Genomic DNA, 15027 nt, shown 5'->3' with positions numbered 1-15027 from the left:
AATGGTTGAATTTTTTATCCGTCGTCCCAAGTTTTCCATCGTACTGAGTATCTTGATGACCATCATCGGTCTGGTTGCACTACTTAATGCTCCTGTCGAACAATACCCCAACGTGGCGCCACCTGAGATTGAAGTAACCACTGAATTTACCGGTGCAAATGCCGAAGTGTTACGTGATACCGTTGCAACCGAAATAGAGAAAGAGGTCAACGGTGTCGAAGGCATGATTTACATGAAATCTAAATCAGCTGGCGACGGCAACTACTTGCTAACAGTGGCCTTTGAAGTCGGCTTTGATGCTGACAAGGCGCAAATATTAGTACAAAACCGAGTCAACCGCGCAATGGCGAAATTACCTGAAGAAGTGAAACGTTCAGGTGTCAAAGTTGAAAAGACCGCGTCTAACATCATGATGGCCGTTTTGGTGCACTCGCCAGATCAAAGCCAAGACGGGCTGTTTCTCAACAACTACGCCAACATGAACATTAAAGACGAGCTCGCACGGGTGGCTGGGGTTTCAAAGGTACGTAATATCGGCGACATGGAATACGCGATGCGTATTTGGCTTGACCCGCTCAAAATGGCAAGCCTTGGCATTGTGCCTGAAGATGTGGCTGCCGCCATTGGCGAGCAGAATGTCATCCGCCCTGCTGGTATGGTGGGTGCTGCGCCCTATGCCGAGCAGTCTTCACCGTTTCAAATGGTGGTGCGCACTGAAGGACGGTTAAGTAACGCCGAGCAGTTTGACGACATCGTGATTAAATCTGACAAGCAAGGCAAATTAGTTCGCATTTCGGACGTGGGCAAGGTGGAGCTAGGTTCTCAACAGTACATCGTCAAAGCGATGTATGACCAATCAGATGCTGCGTTACTTGCTATTTACCAGGCCCCTGGCGCCAACGCGTTGGATATATCCTCTGGTATTTATGACAAAATGGAAGAGCTCAAGTCGCGCTTTCCGCAAGGTATTGACTACTCAATTCCATACAACCAGACCGAGTTCGTTAAAGTCTCGATCGCTGAGGTGTTCGAAACCCTCGTTATTGCCGTTTTGCTCGTAACAGCAGTAACGTACGTTTTCCTTCAAGATTGGCGCACCACCATCATTCCGGTGATTGCGATTCCTGTCTCTGTCATCGCCACTTTTGCCGCTATGCAAGTGATGGGAATGTCGATGAACATGCTGACATTGCTTGGTCTCGTATTGTCGATCGGCGCGGTTGTCGATGCGGCAATTATTGTGGTTGAGAACGTTGAGCGTTTAATGGCAGAAGAGCATCTTTCACCAATGGACGCCACACTAAAAGCCATGCGAGAAGTAACCGCTCCTATTCTTGCCTCTGCCTTAGTGCTGTTTGCGGTTTTTGGTCCCGTCACCATGATGCCTGGACTGACAGGTCAGCTATATCAGCAATTTGGTATTACGCTGTCAGTATCCATCGCAATTTCAACCATCAATGCGTTAACCCTTACGCCAGCCCTTGCCGCGATATTAATGCGTCCCGGCGGCCCTAAGCCCGGTAAATGGTTGCAAGCGTTCAACCGTGGACTAGAAAAGGCGACAACAGGACTTGGTGTAACGGTTTCACTGATGATCAGGCGCTTAACGCTAAGCATGGTGTGTTTTGGTGTGATGATTGCAGCGATCGTAATGATGGGTTATCAAATGCCAAGTGGCTTCTTGCCAGATGAAGATTCCGGCAGCTTTTTCATTAACGTTGAATTGCCGCAAGCGGCTTCACTTGCTCGCACGGAGCAGATCACCCGCGATGCGATTGACATCGTGTTATCAGAAGACGGGGTATCTAGCGTCGTCTCTGCACCTGGATTTAGTTTGCTCGGTAACGCCGCAGCCTCTAACTCTGCGATGATGATTGTTAATCTCGACCATTGGCAACAGCGTAAAGACGCGACCCTTCACATGAAAGCGATCATGGATCGCGTTCAGACCAAACTTGATTCAATTAAACATGCTGAAATCATAAGCTTTTTCTCTCCCGCCATTCCCGCCTTAGGAATGAACTCTGGGTTTGAGATGCGTCTTGAAGATACCATGGGACGCTCGTCGCAATCTCTCGCGCAAGTTGGCGACAATTTGATGCAACAAGCGATGGCGCACCCAGCGATTGACTTGGCTTACACCATGTTTCGCGCCAACACACCACAGATAGAAGTGAAGCTCAATAGAGACAAAATCAAAGCCACCAATGTAAGCCTCGAGTCAGTCTACATGACGCTGCAAACCTACCTTGGCGGGCTTTACGTCAACGACTTCACAGAGTTTGGTCGAAACTATAAAGTATTTTTGCAGTCAGAAGCAAAAAGCCGCGCCAACAGCAGCGACATTTCAAGTTTTTACGTTCGCTCACTCGATGGAAAGATGGTGCCTCTTAGCTCACTGATCACCGTGAATAACACATTAGGTCCAGAAGCCGTTGAGCGCTTTAACCTATATAGTTCACTGATGATCAATGGTGTCGCAGCTCCGGGATACAGCTCAGGAGAAGCGGTCGCAGCCATGGCAAAAATCGCCGATGAAAGCTTACCTGCAGGCTACAAATACGATTGGTCAGGGTTAACCTACCAAGAGCAAAAAGCCGGCAATGCGGCACCGATTATGTTCGCCATGGCTATGTTGTTTACCTTTTTGTTCCTTGTGGCGCAGTACGAATCTTGGGTTACACCACTGGCAATTATTATGTGTGTCCCAACCGCTATTTTCGGTGCCCTGCTCCACACTTGGCTAATGGATGGCGATATTAATATCTACACGCAAGTGGGCTTGGTATTGATGGTCGGAATGGCAAGTCGTAATGCCATACTCATTGTCGAATTTGCCAAAGAGTTACGTGAAACTAAAGGGCTGCCAATTGTCGATGCTGCTATTGCGGCAACAAAATTGCGCTTTAGAGCCGTCTTAATGACCGCCTTCTCCTTTATCCTAGGTGTCATTCCGTTAGTCATTGCCGCAGGTGCTGGCGACGGTGCCCGACGCGCAGTAGGTTACAGTACCTTTGGTGGCATGCTCGCCGCAACCGTACTGGGTTGTTTAATCGTGCCGGTTATCTGGGTGATGCTACAACGCCTAAGGGAGCGCCATGGTAAACTGGCACGCCCTATTGCTGGCCACTCCGCCCACGAGTCCTAAAACGTCGCTATACTAGCCATTTCAAAATAGAGAGTGAGTCACCACTCACTCTCTATTTTTGCCTTTCACTCCCTCTCATAACCCTCTATTTTCATAACCATAACCACCAGCACACCACTCGAAGTCAAACCATATGATAACAAAATATTATCATATAAATAATTAATGATAATTTCAGGTAATTACTGGTTCCACCTATACTCCCCCTCATCGAAACAAGCAACGAATACAAATTTGGAGCAAACTATGAAAATGAATCACGTCGGAATTATGGTAGGCGATATGGATACAGCGGTTGAGTTTTATACTAAAGCGCTAGGTCTAAACATTGTTATGGGCAATACTAAGGTTGAAGAAGAGCGCGAAACGGCGATTGGTAGAATGTGTATTGCCGTATTTGGTGAGGGTTTCAAAGGCTTCAACATAGCCCACCTCGTCACATCCGATGGGATTGGTGTGGAACTGTTTGAGATGAAAGAGCGTCAAGCGCGTCACGAAGTCGACTTTACTCGCATCGGCATTTTCCATTTTTGTCTTCAAACCGACGACTTCCAAGGCGTAATTGAACGTACTGAACAATTTGGCGGGAAAGTACGTATGGACATTATGCGCTACCACCCAGAAGACGACAGCAAACAAGCTAAAATGGTCTACCTAGAAGACCCGTTTGGTAACTTGTTTGAGCTCTATTCACATACCTACGAAGAGACGTACGCGTCTGACTACGAGTAGCATTTCGCCCGAGTTTTCATAGAATTATAGCTTTCATATAATTATAGTCATCCGTTTGGCTATAGCGAAAATTTGACTCATAGCAAACAAAAGAGGCGTGACACTTACCGTGTCACGCCTCTTTCTATTTCTATCCGATTAGATCTTAGTCTAAGATCTGTTCTTCAAGCTCTTTTATCTGTTCTGCTTGCTTCGTCTCACCAAAACCTCGTAGACCAACGACGTGTACATGCTCGTGGTCTTTAAACACTTTACGTACAAGCTTATACGTGGTGCCTTTTTCTGGGCTGATGTTTTCTGGCGCGGCAATTAATAACTGCATTCCTTGACGATCACATAGCTCGAATAAGGTCGCAATGGACTTCGCATCCAATCGCGCCGCTTCATCCAAGAACAGGAGACGACATGGAACAATATCTTTGCTACGTAGTCGTCTTGATTCCTCTTCCCAGCTCTGAACCACCATCAATAAGATGGATTGACCAGTACCGATCGCTTCACCTGTGGATAGCGCACCAGATTCGGCTTGTAGCCAACCATCGGAGCCACGGTTTACTTCAACACTTAACTCTAAGTAGTTACGGTAGTCGAGTAGCTCTTCACCAAGAACCTGTGGCGAGCGTTGCCCCATATCAATATGTGGGTTAACACGCTGGAACAACTTCGCCATTGCTTCAGAGAAGGTATAGCGCATGGTTTCAAAGAGATCGGAATGCTCTCTAGTCAGCGCTTCAAGAAGCTGCTCATGGCTTTCACGAACCTTAACGTTAAGACGTACGCCTTTCACTTGTCCAAAGTGGATATTAGATAGACCTTGGTTAAGCATACGAATTCGGTTCTGCTCACGCTGAATGGTCTTCTTGATAATGCTTGAAACCGATTCCGAGCTTAATGCGAGGCGGTTTTCACGCTGCGTCAGTTCTTCGGTTAAACGAGCCAGCTCCACTTCCATTTCTTCGATAGCTTCAACCGGATCATCGGTACGAATAATATCTTGGCGAATGCGCTCTCGAAGGTGTTGGTATACAGCAATATAGAACAGTACTTTACGTTCAGGCTTAGCATTGTCTTCCGATAAGCGTAGTGCATCACGAAGGTTCTCATTATCCGCGACAGCTAAACGCAGCGCCCCTAATGATTTATCCGACATTGAACGCAGCTCATTGGCGCTTAAATACGCCAGCTCACGACGATGCAATCGACGCTCTACGTCATTTTCTTTCGCTAAACGAAGAACACTACACCAACCAGCTTTTGCAGCCACCACATAAGTACGCAATTCAACGTATTCTTTTTGGGATTTTTTCAGGCGCTTAGCTAGCCCCTTCATCTCCAATTCTGTGGCGGTGATAGTTTTCTCGTATTCGCTCTTACGAGTACGAGACGTTTGCAATGCTAAATGCAGCTCATCACGGCGCTTTTCAGCACGTTCAAAGGCGGTTTCATCGGCAACAACACCGTAGTCTTGCAATTCAATCTTAAACTCTTGAACCGTCTCTAATTTCGCTTGATATGAACTCTTAAGCGATGCCATAACTTGGTTGTACTGGTTTGATTGCTCTTGAGCTTGTTTCAAGCCATCACGTAAACGACGACGAGCGTCTTCAGCTTGAACCAACTTCGTCTTTAATTGCTCACTCAGCTCACTGCTTTTACTCAGCATCTCAACAGAGTCGGCATAAGCAAAGTGCGGACGACGCTCGGCTAAATCAGCCACAGCAAAGATTTGTCCTTTTAGCGACTGTAAAGCGCTATCCAGCGATTGATATTCACTTTCCAGCGCTTCAAATTGCTCTGGATCGCTCTCTAGCGCGTTAGCAACATTGCTTAATTGCGTCACAGTTTGACCGTGCGCTGAAATAAACAGCTTAGCGGTATTTAACTCTTCGATGCGCGTACGTAATGCGTCGAATCGTTCTGTCAGAGTCTCATCAAACAAAATGCTCGCCGACATCATCAGGCGATCTAATAAAACCACCGTCTGTTTTGCTTGCTTAAACCGTGAGGCAACCTGCTGCTCTTGTTGTTTAAAATCATTCAGCTGGCGATTACATACACTTAACTGCTCTCGAGATTGCGCGATAGCTTGCTCAGGATCCGCGTCAAATGCCAACTGCATGTGTTCTGCAACAAAGGCATTAAATGCTTGATACAAACGTTGCAGTTTTTGTGCATCAAACGCCGCTTTCGCGTGCTGTTCAACGGTATCTTCTTTTTGGTCTCGAAGTAGCTCTAAACGCTGTTCACGAGCGGCACGACCGAACAATGGAATGGTTGGGAAGCGAGAGTAACGCAACTGACGTTCGTTCAGTTGAACGCATACTGCGCCGCCTAGCTCATCGGCATCAAAGGTACTGTCATCAAACGCATCAATATCGCCTTCAATGATGTATAAATCTTCAGGGCAGTCATCAAGCTCAACCAGTTTCTCTTTAATACCATCGAGGTTAGAAACGACGATCGCATGACGAGCCGGACCATACATTGCACTGAAATACGGCGCATCATCCAACGTGATGTCATCGTAGATTTCAGACAACAATACGCCGCCTAAGGTATCCGCTAACCCTTTTAAGCGAGGATCATTAGAACCGCCAGGTGATGCAAGGCGCTCAATTTCACGCTCTAGTTCATCACGCTTAATCGCGAGCGTATCTCTTGTTGTCGCGGTTTGGCGTTCAGATTCATTGATATGTTGCATTGAGGCAATCACATCCGCTCGGTCCACCAGCTCAAGTGCCGATTGCTCACGCAATGCTTCTAAGGCGTTAAATGAACGAATCCATTGTGGTGCATGAGCTTCCAATCGGGCGATATCAGCATTGTGACCTTGCGCCTGTTGTTTAACGTCACGCTGCTGCTCTTTTAGCGTTTCTAACTTAAGCTCAGTTTCAAGCACGCGCTCACGCTGACTTTCCGCTTCCAGTTCAATATCCATTTCAGTACTGATTTGGATACCCTGTTGATCGATGTCAGTGCGAAGTTGTTGCGCTTGCTCTTGTCGCTCCAGTGACTTTTCTACGTCACGAAACTGAGCGCGCAACTGAGTTTCATCTTTCAGTACTTGCTGGTATGCCTGGGCATTATTAACCAGCTCTTTCGCCACACTAGATGCCTGGTCACGACTCACATCGCCGACCACCTTTTTCACCAGCGATAGCGCAAGTTCAAACTGTTTTGCCGCCGCCGAAGACATGTCTACTCGGTGTTTAAGCTCCAGCAACTTAGTCGTGCTTGTCGCTTCTTCCGTTTTAAGGCGGTTAAGTTGTGTTGCTGCGTTACCTTCATCCAGATCGTTGCTGCCTACCAACTGACGCGCTTTCTCTAATGCTTGCACCGCTTGTTGATACTGAAGCGTCCGTGTTTGTTGTACATCCAACGCCTGTTGATAATCGGCCAGTTGTGTTTTGAGGCTATCCACTTCTTCTTCAGATTGAGATGCCTGCTCTTCGGCGATGAATTTACGCTCTTGCGCTTCTTCAACCACCATGACCTGTTCTTCTAGACGCTCATTTAGCTCTTCTAGGTCTTCTTGATAACGGGCGATTTTTTCTTGTTGGCGAAGGGCATTTTGTACCAACTGCAAGTGATCTTGCGCCGCTTGATGATCTTGCTCTAGACCCGCTTCACTTTCCACCAGCATAGCCAGTGATTGTTGAACATTATTAAGCAGATCATTTTGTGATATTAGGCTCTGACGAGAACCAAACAGCTCTCCACGCAACGCCAAAGTCTGTTCTAGCTTATTGCGTCTTTCGTTGGCATGGCGCATGTAATCCGCGGCAACGTAATTGGTTGACTCGGTGATCAAGTGCTTGAACAGATCACGATCCGCTTGGGTGGTTTTGATCGCTTCTAACGTCATGCGGTTTTCACGCAGCGCCGATTCCATATCTTGGAAGGCTTTTTTCACCCCACCATTTTGCGGCAGTAAGTAGTCACGTAGCGAACGGGTAATGGCACTTGAAATACCACCGTATAATGATGCTTCTATCAAACGGTAGAATTTAGAACGATCGCTGTTATTACGAAGTTTCTTCGGTAGTACGCCAAACTCAAACATCTGTGAATGGTATTCAACAATCGAACTAAAGGCTTTAAACTGCACCCCTTCCATGTCGCCAATGACATCTTTTACTTCATTGATCTGACGAACACGAGCGTGATTGTCTGATACGTTTTCGATCAAAACATCCGTCGGTTTAACATGGCTCGGTAAGCCTTGAATAATGAAAGGCTTAATGTCGACTTTCTTGTCACGCCCCGCAACTTGCTGCAATTTAACCACAAACAAAATGCGTTGGTTGCGAGAGTTAACGACGTCAAGCGCTGAGTAACAGGTACCCGGCTGCAGTTTACCGTAAAGCCCTTTATCACGTGACGCTTGTGAGCTGCCCGCTTCCGTGGTGTTTCTAAAGTGCAGTAAGCTCTGATCGGGGATCAGTGCTGTGATGAATGACGCCATTGCCGTGGATTTACCGGCACCATTACCGCCAGACAAGGTGGTTACCAGACCATCGATATCAAAGGTACGCGCAAAGAAGCCGTTCCAGTTGATCATGGTCATTGATTGATACTTACCTCTTTCAATCATACGTCTGCCTCGTCTTGTCCTTGCTCTATTTCAGCGCTTGTTGGCCGTTCTTCTGTTGAAGTTTCTTCAGTTGGAATTAAGCTTTGTTGTTCTGGTTCTTTAACATGAGCAACCACCGCTTCACCATCTCGTATCAAACGCAGTTGTGCGTCGCGCATATCATCGCCAAGTCTTACGTCCGCACCAAAGCGGAATACCGATTCGCTGATACGAAATTTACCGGTATCTCCAATAGAGATAGTCATACCTAAACGACGTAGTCTACGCAGTGACGTTTTTACCTTATCAAACAGTTTTTCTTTATCCAGATCAGAGCCTGTCGCTCGGTTAGTCACCAAACGCATCAGCTTAGATTCATCCGCTAAAGACAGCAGCTCTTCGTAGAGTTCTTGATTAGTAAAAATACCTTCATGCGCCAAGCGCTCTGGGCTAAGGTAGAGAAAACACAGCACCTTACCCACTAACATATCAAGCTCAGATAGTACGCTACGTCCAATTAACGTGGTTGAACGTGGTCGCAGGTAAAAGAAACCTTCCGCAGCCTTAACCAACTCAGTGTTATAGCGTTGATAAAATGACGCCAGTTCCACTTCATAATCACAAAGTAGCGCATGGTTATCCAAATCTTCAGAAGAGATGTGGCGGCCAGCACGAAGTGCACTATCCAGCGCTGGAAACAGCGGGTTTGTAATTGCTTTTGCCAGCTTTTCTGGCATGTATTCGTCAATATTTGTCGATGACATTTGCTTGTACCTTTGCGCCAAAATCGTTAATCGCTTGCCAATCGGGTTGGATGGCTGAGTAGTCAGATTGGGAATAGCCCATTCTCACCGCTTGGTCGACAACAATTCTTGCTAAATCAAAATGATGTGTCTGAGGATGCGAGGCTAGATAGTCGCGTAAGACTTGGCCTAAATCGATCGCTGCACCACGCTCTTTATGCGCTTTAAGCATGTCTGCAATGCGCTCGGCAAGCTCATCATTGACTTGCTCGAACTCTTCATACTCTACGTCCAGTGGCACAGCACCCGTGACTTCTTCGTTACGCAGTACTAATGCGTCATCACGTAAGTCGGATAACTTCTCAGCATCGGCATGAGTTAAGTACCAAGGTGCATCAAAGTAGTCTGTGACCGACTGGCGCAGCCTTTGGCTAAAGGCGCGGTTTTGGTCCATATCAATGGCGGTACGTATGAATTTATGAACATGGCGATCATAACCAATCCAGAGATCGATGGCTTGCTGACCCCAACTGATGATGCGATCTAGCTTCATCTGCAGTCCAAATAACGCCTCACCAACAAATTCAAGCTCATCATCACCATAAACAATTTCTTGTATATCGAGGATCTGAGTCTGTAATTCATCACCGGCGGCTTGCAAGGTATCTTGTAGCTCGCGTAAGTTCGCAGACGTTTCTGATAGTAAGGACTCACAGTTGTTGATGGCTTCGCGCCAATCTTTGTTTAGTAGCTCGGCAATCTGTTGCTTCACCAGCTGTTGCTGCTCGTCCATTACACGTTGGTTAAGATCGATCTGATCGAAGATCTCACCCACCGAATATTTGAGTACGCCAAAGACGTTCTTACGCCAATGTCCAACTGTTCCGCCGTCTCTAGCCGCAACAATCGCTTTCGCCATTTCGTCAGCAACCATAGACAACTGAATCGATAAGCGCAGTTTTGAAAACTCACGGTGCCTAACGTAGTAATCCGTAATGCCAATCGCCAATGGGCTTAAGCGATAAATACTCGCACCATCGGTCACTTCACTGGTAAATCGGCTCATGAGCTTCTGTTTTACCAGTTCGTTGATCGCATTGTTGGCTCGAAACGCGGAAGCGTCTCCTGTTTCATCAAATTGCTGGGTTACGATCTTGAATGCGTCGTGCAATTCGCCTTCGCCCAGCTCTTCATCAAATCTTTCATTACTCAGAACTGCAATAGAAATGAGAAATGCCAACCGTTCTGTTGACAGGTTTAATGAAAAGTCATGCTGTTTCACCCATCCGACAAGTTCGTCGATAGGTTGCTCTCCAGCAGGCAGAGTGTTCTCACTCATTATCTTTCCTGTTCTTCTTTTTTTTGTGCCCATACGTGAATGTATCGACCCATTGAGAGATAGGGCTCTTGGCGGCACAGCTGTTGTTCCAATTTTAGAACCTCTTCAGCTGTGTAGTCTCCCATATATTGCATATTACCGATGTAATCACTGAATGAACGAATGCCAGATTTGCCTTGTATCTCAAACCCGGCCTCTTCGATCCACTGATACACCTCTTCTGGCTTGAGTCCCTGTTGGGGCTGAAGCTTGAATCTTTTACGATGCGGCATTCCATTAAGTACATGCGGAATATTGCCACAAATGACATTCTTAAACACCAACCCATGATGGTTATAAAACATAATCGATGCGATGCCACCCGGCTTGATTTGCCTTAGCACGGTTTCTAATGCTGATTTAGGGTCCGCTAACCATTCCATCACAGCATGGAACAACGCCAAATCAACAGGCTGTGACAAATGGTCATCGACGTGTTGAATCGCGCTATGGATCCAGCGATATTGCGAAAGTAGTCCCTTTTTTTCAACATCAGATTTCGCCAGCTTTAGCATCTCTGAAGAGAGGTCACAAAGTGTGACGTTATGTCCTCTTGCTGCGATCCTTTGGGAAACTTGCCCCAATCCGCCACCTGCATCTAATATTTCTAATGTTTTTCTAGTATCATCCAGTACGGCGAGTGCCTGGGTTAAGTCTTCCCAAACAATAGTTTGCCGGATTTCACCCTTCTCTGAGCCGTAAATATTTTTTGCAAATTTGTGGGCGATATCGTCGAAATTACGGTCTTGCATCACGGTTTATTGAGTTAAGATAGCCAATCGGACTGCTATTCTGTCATATAAGTGACAGGAATAAAGGGGCAAGCCTCTTTTTTAGCGTTAAGTGGTGTTTTTTCGGACTATTAGTTTATGTTTGAGCTGAAAAAAATCGTGTCATCCCTGTTAATGCCTTTACCAGCTATGCTGATACTCGGTTTTTTAGGGCTGGCACTTATTATGTTTACTGCTAGACGCAGAATCGGATGCATGGTTATTCTTGTATCACTGTGTGGGATTTTTCTCATCGCCTTCCAGCCTCTGTCTAGTCGCTTACTGATGCCATTAGAGCGCCAGTATAAACCTTTCTTACCCGTGAACGAGACTATTGACTATGTCATGGTGCTGGGCAGTGGTCACGTGGTCGACAGCGATCTCCCGCCAACTTCAGAGCTTAGCCGAACCGCTTTAGTACGCCTTAGTGAAGGCATTCGCGTGATGCGCATGTATCCGGGTGCTAAACTGATCTTGTCTGGCTACAACGGTGGCACTGACGTGAGTCAAGCTCGTATGATGGCAAAGGTCGCATTGGCGCTAGGCGTCTCTAAACCCGACATTATTTTACTAGAAACAGCTAAAGACACCTGGGAAGAGGCAAGACAGGCAACGTCATTTGTTAAAAATAGAAAAATGGTTCTTGTTACGTCAGCCAGTCACATGCAACGTGCTATGTATGAATTTGAATCTGCAGGCTTAATTCCCTATCCTGCCCCGACTAACTTTTTGGCGCAAAAAAATATTGAGCAAGCGTGGCAAAAATACACGCCAAAAGCGCAATATCTTGAGCAAACAGAACGCTATTGGCATGAGACGATGGGGCTAACGTGGCAGCGTCTTCGTGATTGGGCAGCAAACGAAGGTACACCATCTGGCGATCCCACCGTCTTAGAATCTGATGCTGTAGACGATGCGCTTGCTACCGAAGACGAGACTCACTCTGAAGTAGATAGTGCGCCTAAAACCGAACAAGCCAACGGTAAATAAGCGACGGCGTAAGATAAAAAAAGACCTCATCATAACGATGAGGTCTTTTTGTTTTCGAGAGCTTTTATCTATTATTTAACTGGTTAAGCTTGGCTTTCACCGGAGCGGAGAAATTGAAGCCATCATGTTGATCCCAGTTGATAGACCACGTCATTACCCCACCAAAGTTAGGCGATAGCTGAGTGGGCTGGACGCTACCACATCGCTGCAGTAAAACCATACAATCAAGCGCGGCTTCAATATTGGCGATAGGCGCTTGCCCTGAGTTCGCTGAACTAGGACCCGATGGCAGTCCTATTGCCACTTGGTCATCCCTTAACGGCTGGAACATCGACCCATCCGCGAGTTCAAACCCTTCAGTAAGCATTTTTGACGCAGCGACCATCATATCGACCGAACCTTCTGCCGCCGCTCCCGTTGTGTAAGGGTTGGCAAGGCCACCGTTGTTATACAGTTGAACGTGGAGTAAATTCAGCATATCCCTTACCTGATCGATGACTGGGATATACGCGCCCCATATGCCTGAATATGCGACCATTCCCCCTTGTACATAAGGATGCTCCGGCGCCATAGTGAGATACATGTCTCGGCCCATATTTTGTTGAATTTGTCGTAATGCCGTTGGTAGTCGAGCTTGAATTTGACTACCGTGCACGAGATTAGAACCACTTTCTAGATCGATATCTAAACCATCAAAACCCCATTCTTGAATAATCGCCGTTAAACTACTGACAAAAGCAGCTTCGTCAGCAGCAGTATTCAAAGTGATGGTGCCTTCTGCACCGCCAAGAGACAATACGAAGACTTTGCCCTCTGATTGAAGTGATGCGATATCTTGCTTAAATTGCAACGGATCAATCGGTAGACAGCTTGAATGGATATCACCGTTATAAAGGTTAAAATGTACGGTGCCATTACTGTTACGATCGTTATCAGCAAAGGCAATATCGATAATGTCCCAGTCTTTTGACATTTCACTCAATGGCATTGGACAACCTGAGCCATTAACAAAGTTATGCCAATAGCCTATCAGCTTGTGCTTAGGCAACACGATGGATTTTGCTTCAACTGAGACACTATTCGATACCACCTGATTACCTTGAGTATCGGATACCGATGCCGTTAACTGATAGCCTCCAATTGCTGCTGGCTGCCATGAAAACTCATAAGGTGCTGCGCTATCTGTTGCCACTAACTGTCCGTTGACATAGAGCTCGGCTTTAGCAATATCACTTTGCAGGGATTGAGCCGACACCGCCACATATACAGGTTTATCTAACGGGACAATGCTACCAGACGTAGGTTGTATGATTTCGCTGGTTAGCACTTGGTCGGTAACATTAACGGTTGTTGAAGCCTGAGTTTCACGCTGCTGATCATCCGTTGCAACAATGCTGATTGTCGCTGACGTCAACGTATTCACATTCCACAACCAGGTATAAGGTGCTTGCGTCAGCGCACCTAACGACGTGCCATCCACACTGGCCTCTACAGAGACCACCGTACCGTCGCTATCTGTTGCATCCGCTTCAATCGTGACATCACTACCAAGCAATACCGTTTGTCCAGCCGACGGTGACAAGATACTGACGACGGGAGATGCTCCGCAACTGCCTAAACTATCCCACGCATCCTGCCAATACTGACCTACTCCAGGTTCATACGCCCATGCAGAGCTAGATGAACACCAACCTGCTACTTTACACTGGAAAACTTCATCAATATTTTTGACTTTCTCATTGCTCGAGTATTGACTGCCCGCCACATAACTCGGCAGTGTCGTACATTGCCCGCCAGATGCAGCACTCGAAACATTAATATCAATAAGTTGTGACTGAGTACTGAGCCCTCCATCATCAGTAGCAATAGCTTGTATCGCAAACTGACCCACAGCCGCCGGCGTCCAAGTCGTTGTCCATGGTGGTGTGGTTAATGTGCTGAGCGTAACGCCATCCACGACATAACGAACACTGGTTACGCTACCATCAACATCATCTGCGGCCGCTGAGAGTGTCACTGGCTGATCAACCGACACTGATAGCGAGTCTGCCGATAAGGTGATGGATGGCGGTTGATTTTCCGTCACCGAAACTGAAAACAATCTCGACTGCGTGGTTTTCGCGCCGCGCTCATCCGTGGCAATAACCTCAAGGGTGTAGCTCCCCACCGTTGCAAGCCAGTCCGCGCGATAAGGCGCAGATGTCACTGTTGATACCACTTGGCCATTAACAACAAAAGCGACACTGACAATCGCATCATCAACATCGCTTGCATCGGCCTGAAACGTAATCGTATTCCCAGACGCTATATTGGCACCTTCTACAGGGGAAAGAATTGATAGCGTCGGTAATTGGTTTCCTCCACTCGCGTCACACGCCCCGAGCAGTGTCCATTCTTGGAAGCTACCCGATTTTTCGCTTGGCTTTGCATTTTGGCTCCACCAGTTCGCTTGATAAGCATTCGATTGGAATTTTACCTCGGCACCGCCGTTATACGCTGTCTCTGCATTCCATACCGGTAAGTTGTCACACTGATAAGCGAATGCGGTGGGCGAAAATAAAACAAGTAGCGATAATGAAGTTGCAGTGTAGTGATTCAACGCTGCCTTTGGAGACAGTAATTTATTTTGGGCTATCGGGTTCGTCCTATCCATTTACTTGTCCTTGTATTAAATGAACTTAACTATGATAAAT

8 protein-coding genes are annotated in these 15027 nt (G+C 46.8%); 3 read left to right on the top strand and 5 right to left on the bottom strand.

The features are described 5' to 3' along the window. The first annotated feature begins 1 nt into the window (after position 1). Complete coding sequence (locus tag L4D74_RS17785) at positions 2 to 3148, top strand: efflux RND transporter permease subunit (RefSeq protein WP_428753700.1); 3147 nt, start codon at positions 2 to 4, stop codon at positions 3146 to 3148. Between the two features lie 246 nt (positions 3149 to 3394). Continuing rightward, positions 3395 to 3880 (top strand): VOC family protein, encoded by a 486-nt coding sequence (locus L4D74_RS17780; RefSeq protein WP_428753698.1) that lies wholly within the window; start codon positions 3395 to 3397, stop codon positions 3878 to 3880. A gap of 145 nt (positions 3881 to 4025) precedes the next feature. On the opposite strand, the gene mukB is transcribed toward L4D74_RS17780, so the two are convergent. The 4 genes from mukB to cmoM are packed head-to-tail and all read right to left on the bottom strand — an operon-like array spanning position 4026 to position 11329. After that, the gene (gene mukB / locus L4D74_RS17775; protein WP_428753697.1) at positions 4026 to 8474 is read right to left on the bottom strand and encodes a chromosome partition protein MukB; all 4449 of its coding nucleotides are present in this window, start codon (positions 8472 to 8474) and stop codon (positions 4026 to 4028) included. Further along, positions 8471 to 9217, bottom strand: a complete 747-nt coding sequence (gene mukE, locus L4D74_RS17770) for a chromosome partition protein MukE (RefSeq protein ID WP_428753695.1) — start codon at positions 9215 to 9217, stop codon at positions 8471 to 8473. The genes mukB and mukE overlap by 4 nt, the downstream gene beginning before the upstream one ends. Further along, a complete protein-coding gene (mukF, locus tag L4D74_RS17765; RefSeq protein WP_428753694.1) occupies positions 9198 to 10535 on the bottom strand; it encodes a chromosome partition protein MukF in 1338 nt (445 codons plus the stop codon). The genes mukE and mukF overlap by 20 nt, the downstream gene beginning before the upstream one ends. After that, the gene (gene cmoM / locus L4D74_RS17760; protein WP_428753692.1) at positions 10535 to 11329 is read right to left on the bottom strand and encodes a tRNA uridine 5-oxyacetic acid(34) methyltransferase CmoM; all 795 of its coding nucleotides are present in this window, start codon (positions 11327 to 11329) and stop codon (positions 10535 to 10537) included. Before cmoM ends, mukF begins: the two co-directional genes overlap by 1 nt. Positions 11330 to 11443: 114 nt before the next feature. Here cmoM and elyC point away from each other — a divergent pair, with 114 nt between their 5' ends. Then, complete coding sequence (gene elyC, locus L4D74_RS17755) at positions 11444 to 12334, top strand: envelope biogenesis factor ElyC (protein ID WP_428753690.1); 891 nt, start codon at positions 11444 to 11446, stop codon at positions 12332 to 12334. A 64-nt stretch (positions 12335 to 12398) separates the two neighbouring features. On the opposite strand, the gene L4D74_RS17750 is transcribed toward elyC, so the two are convergent. Continuing rightward, complete coding sequence (locus L4D74_RS17750; protein WP_428753689.1) at positions 12399 to 14987, bottom strand: Ig-like domain-containing protein; 2589 nt, start codon at positions 14985 to 14987, stop codon at positions 12399 to 12401. Positions 14988 to 15027 lie beyond the last annotated feature (40 nt).

Origin of the sequence: Vibrio cionasavignyae (assembly GCF_050337155.1) — a bacterium.
Lineage (GTDB): Bacteria > Pseudomonadota > Gammaproteobacteria > Enterobacterales > Vibrionaceae > Vibrio > Vibrio nomapromontoriensis.
Note: the sequence above shows the minus strand (reverse complement) of the source record. Positions and strands in the feature narration are given on the sequence as shown.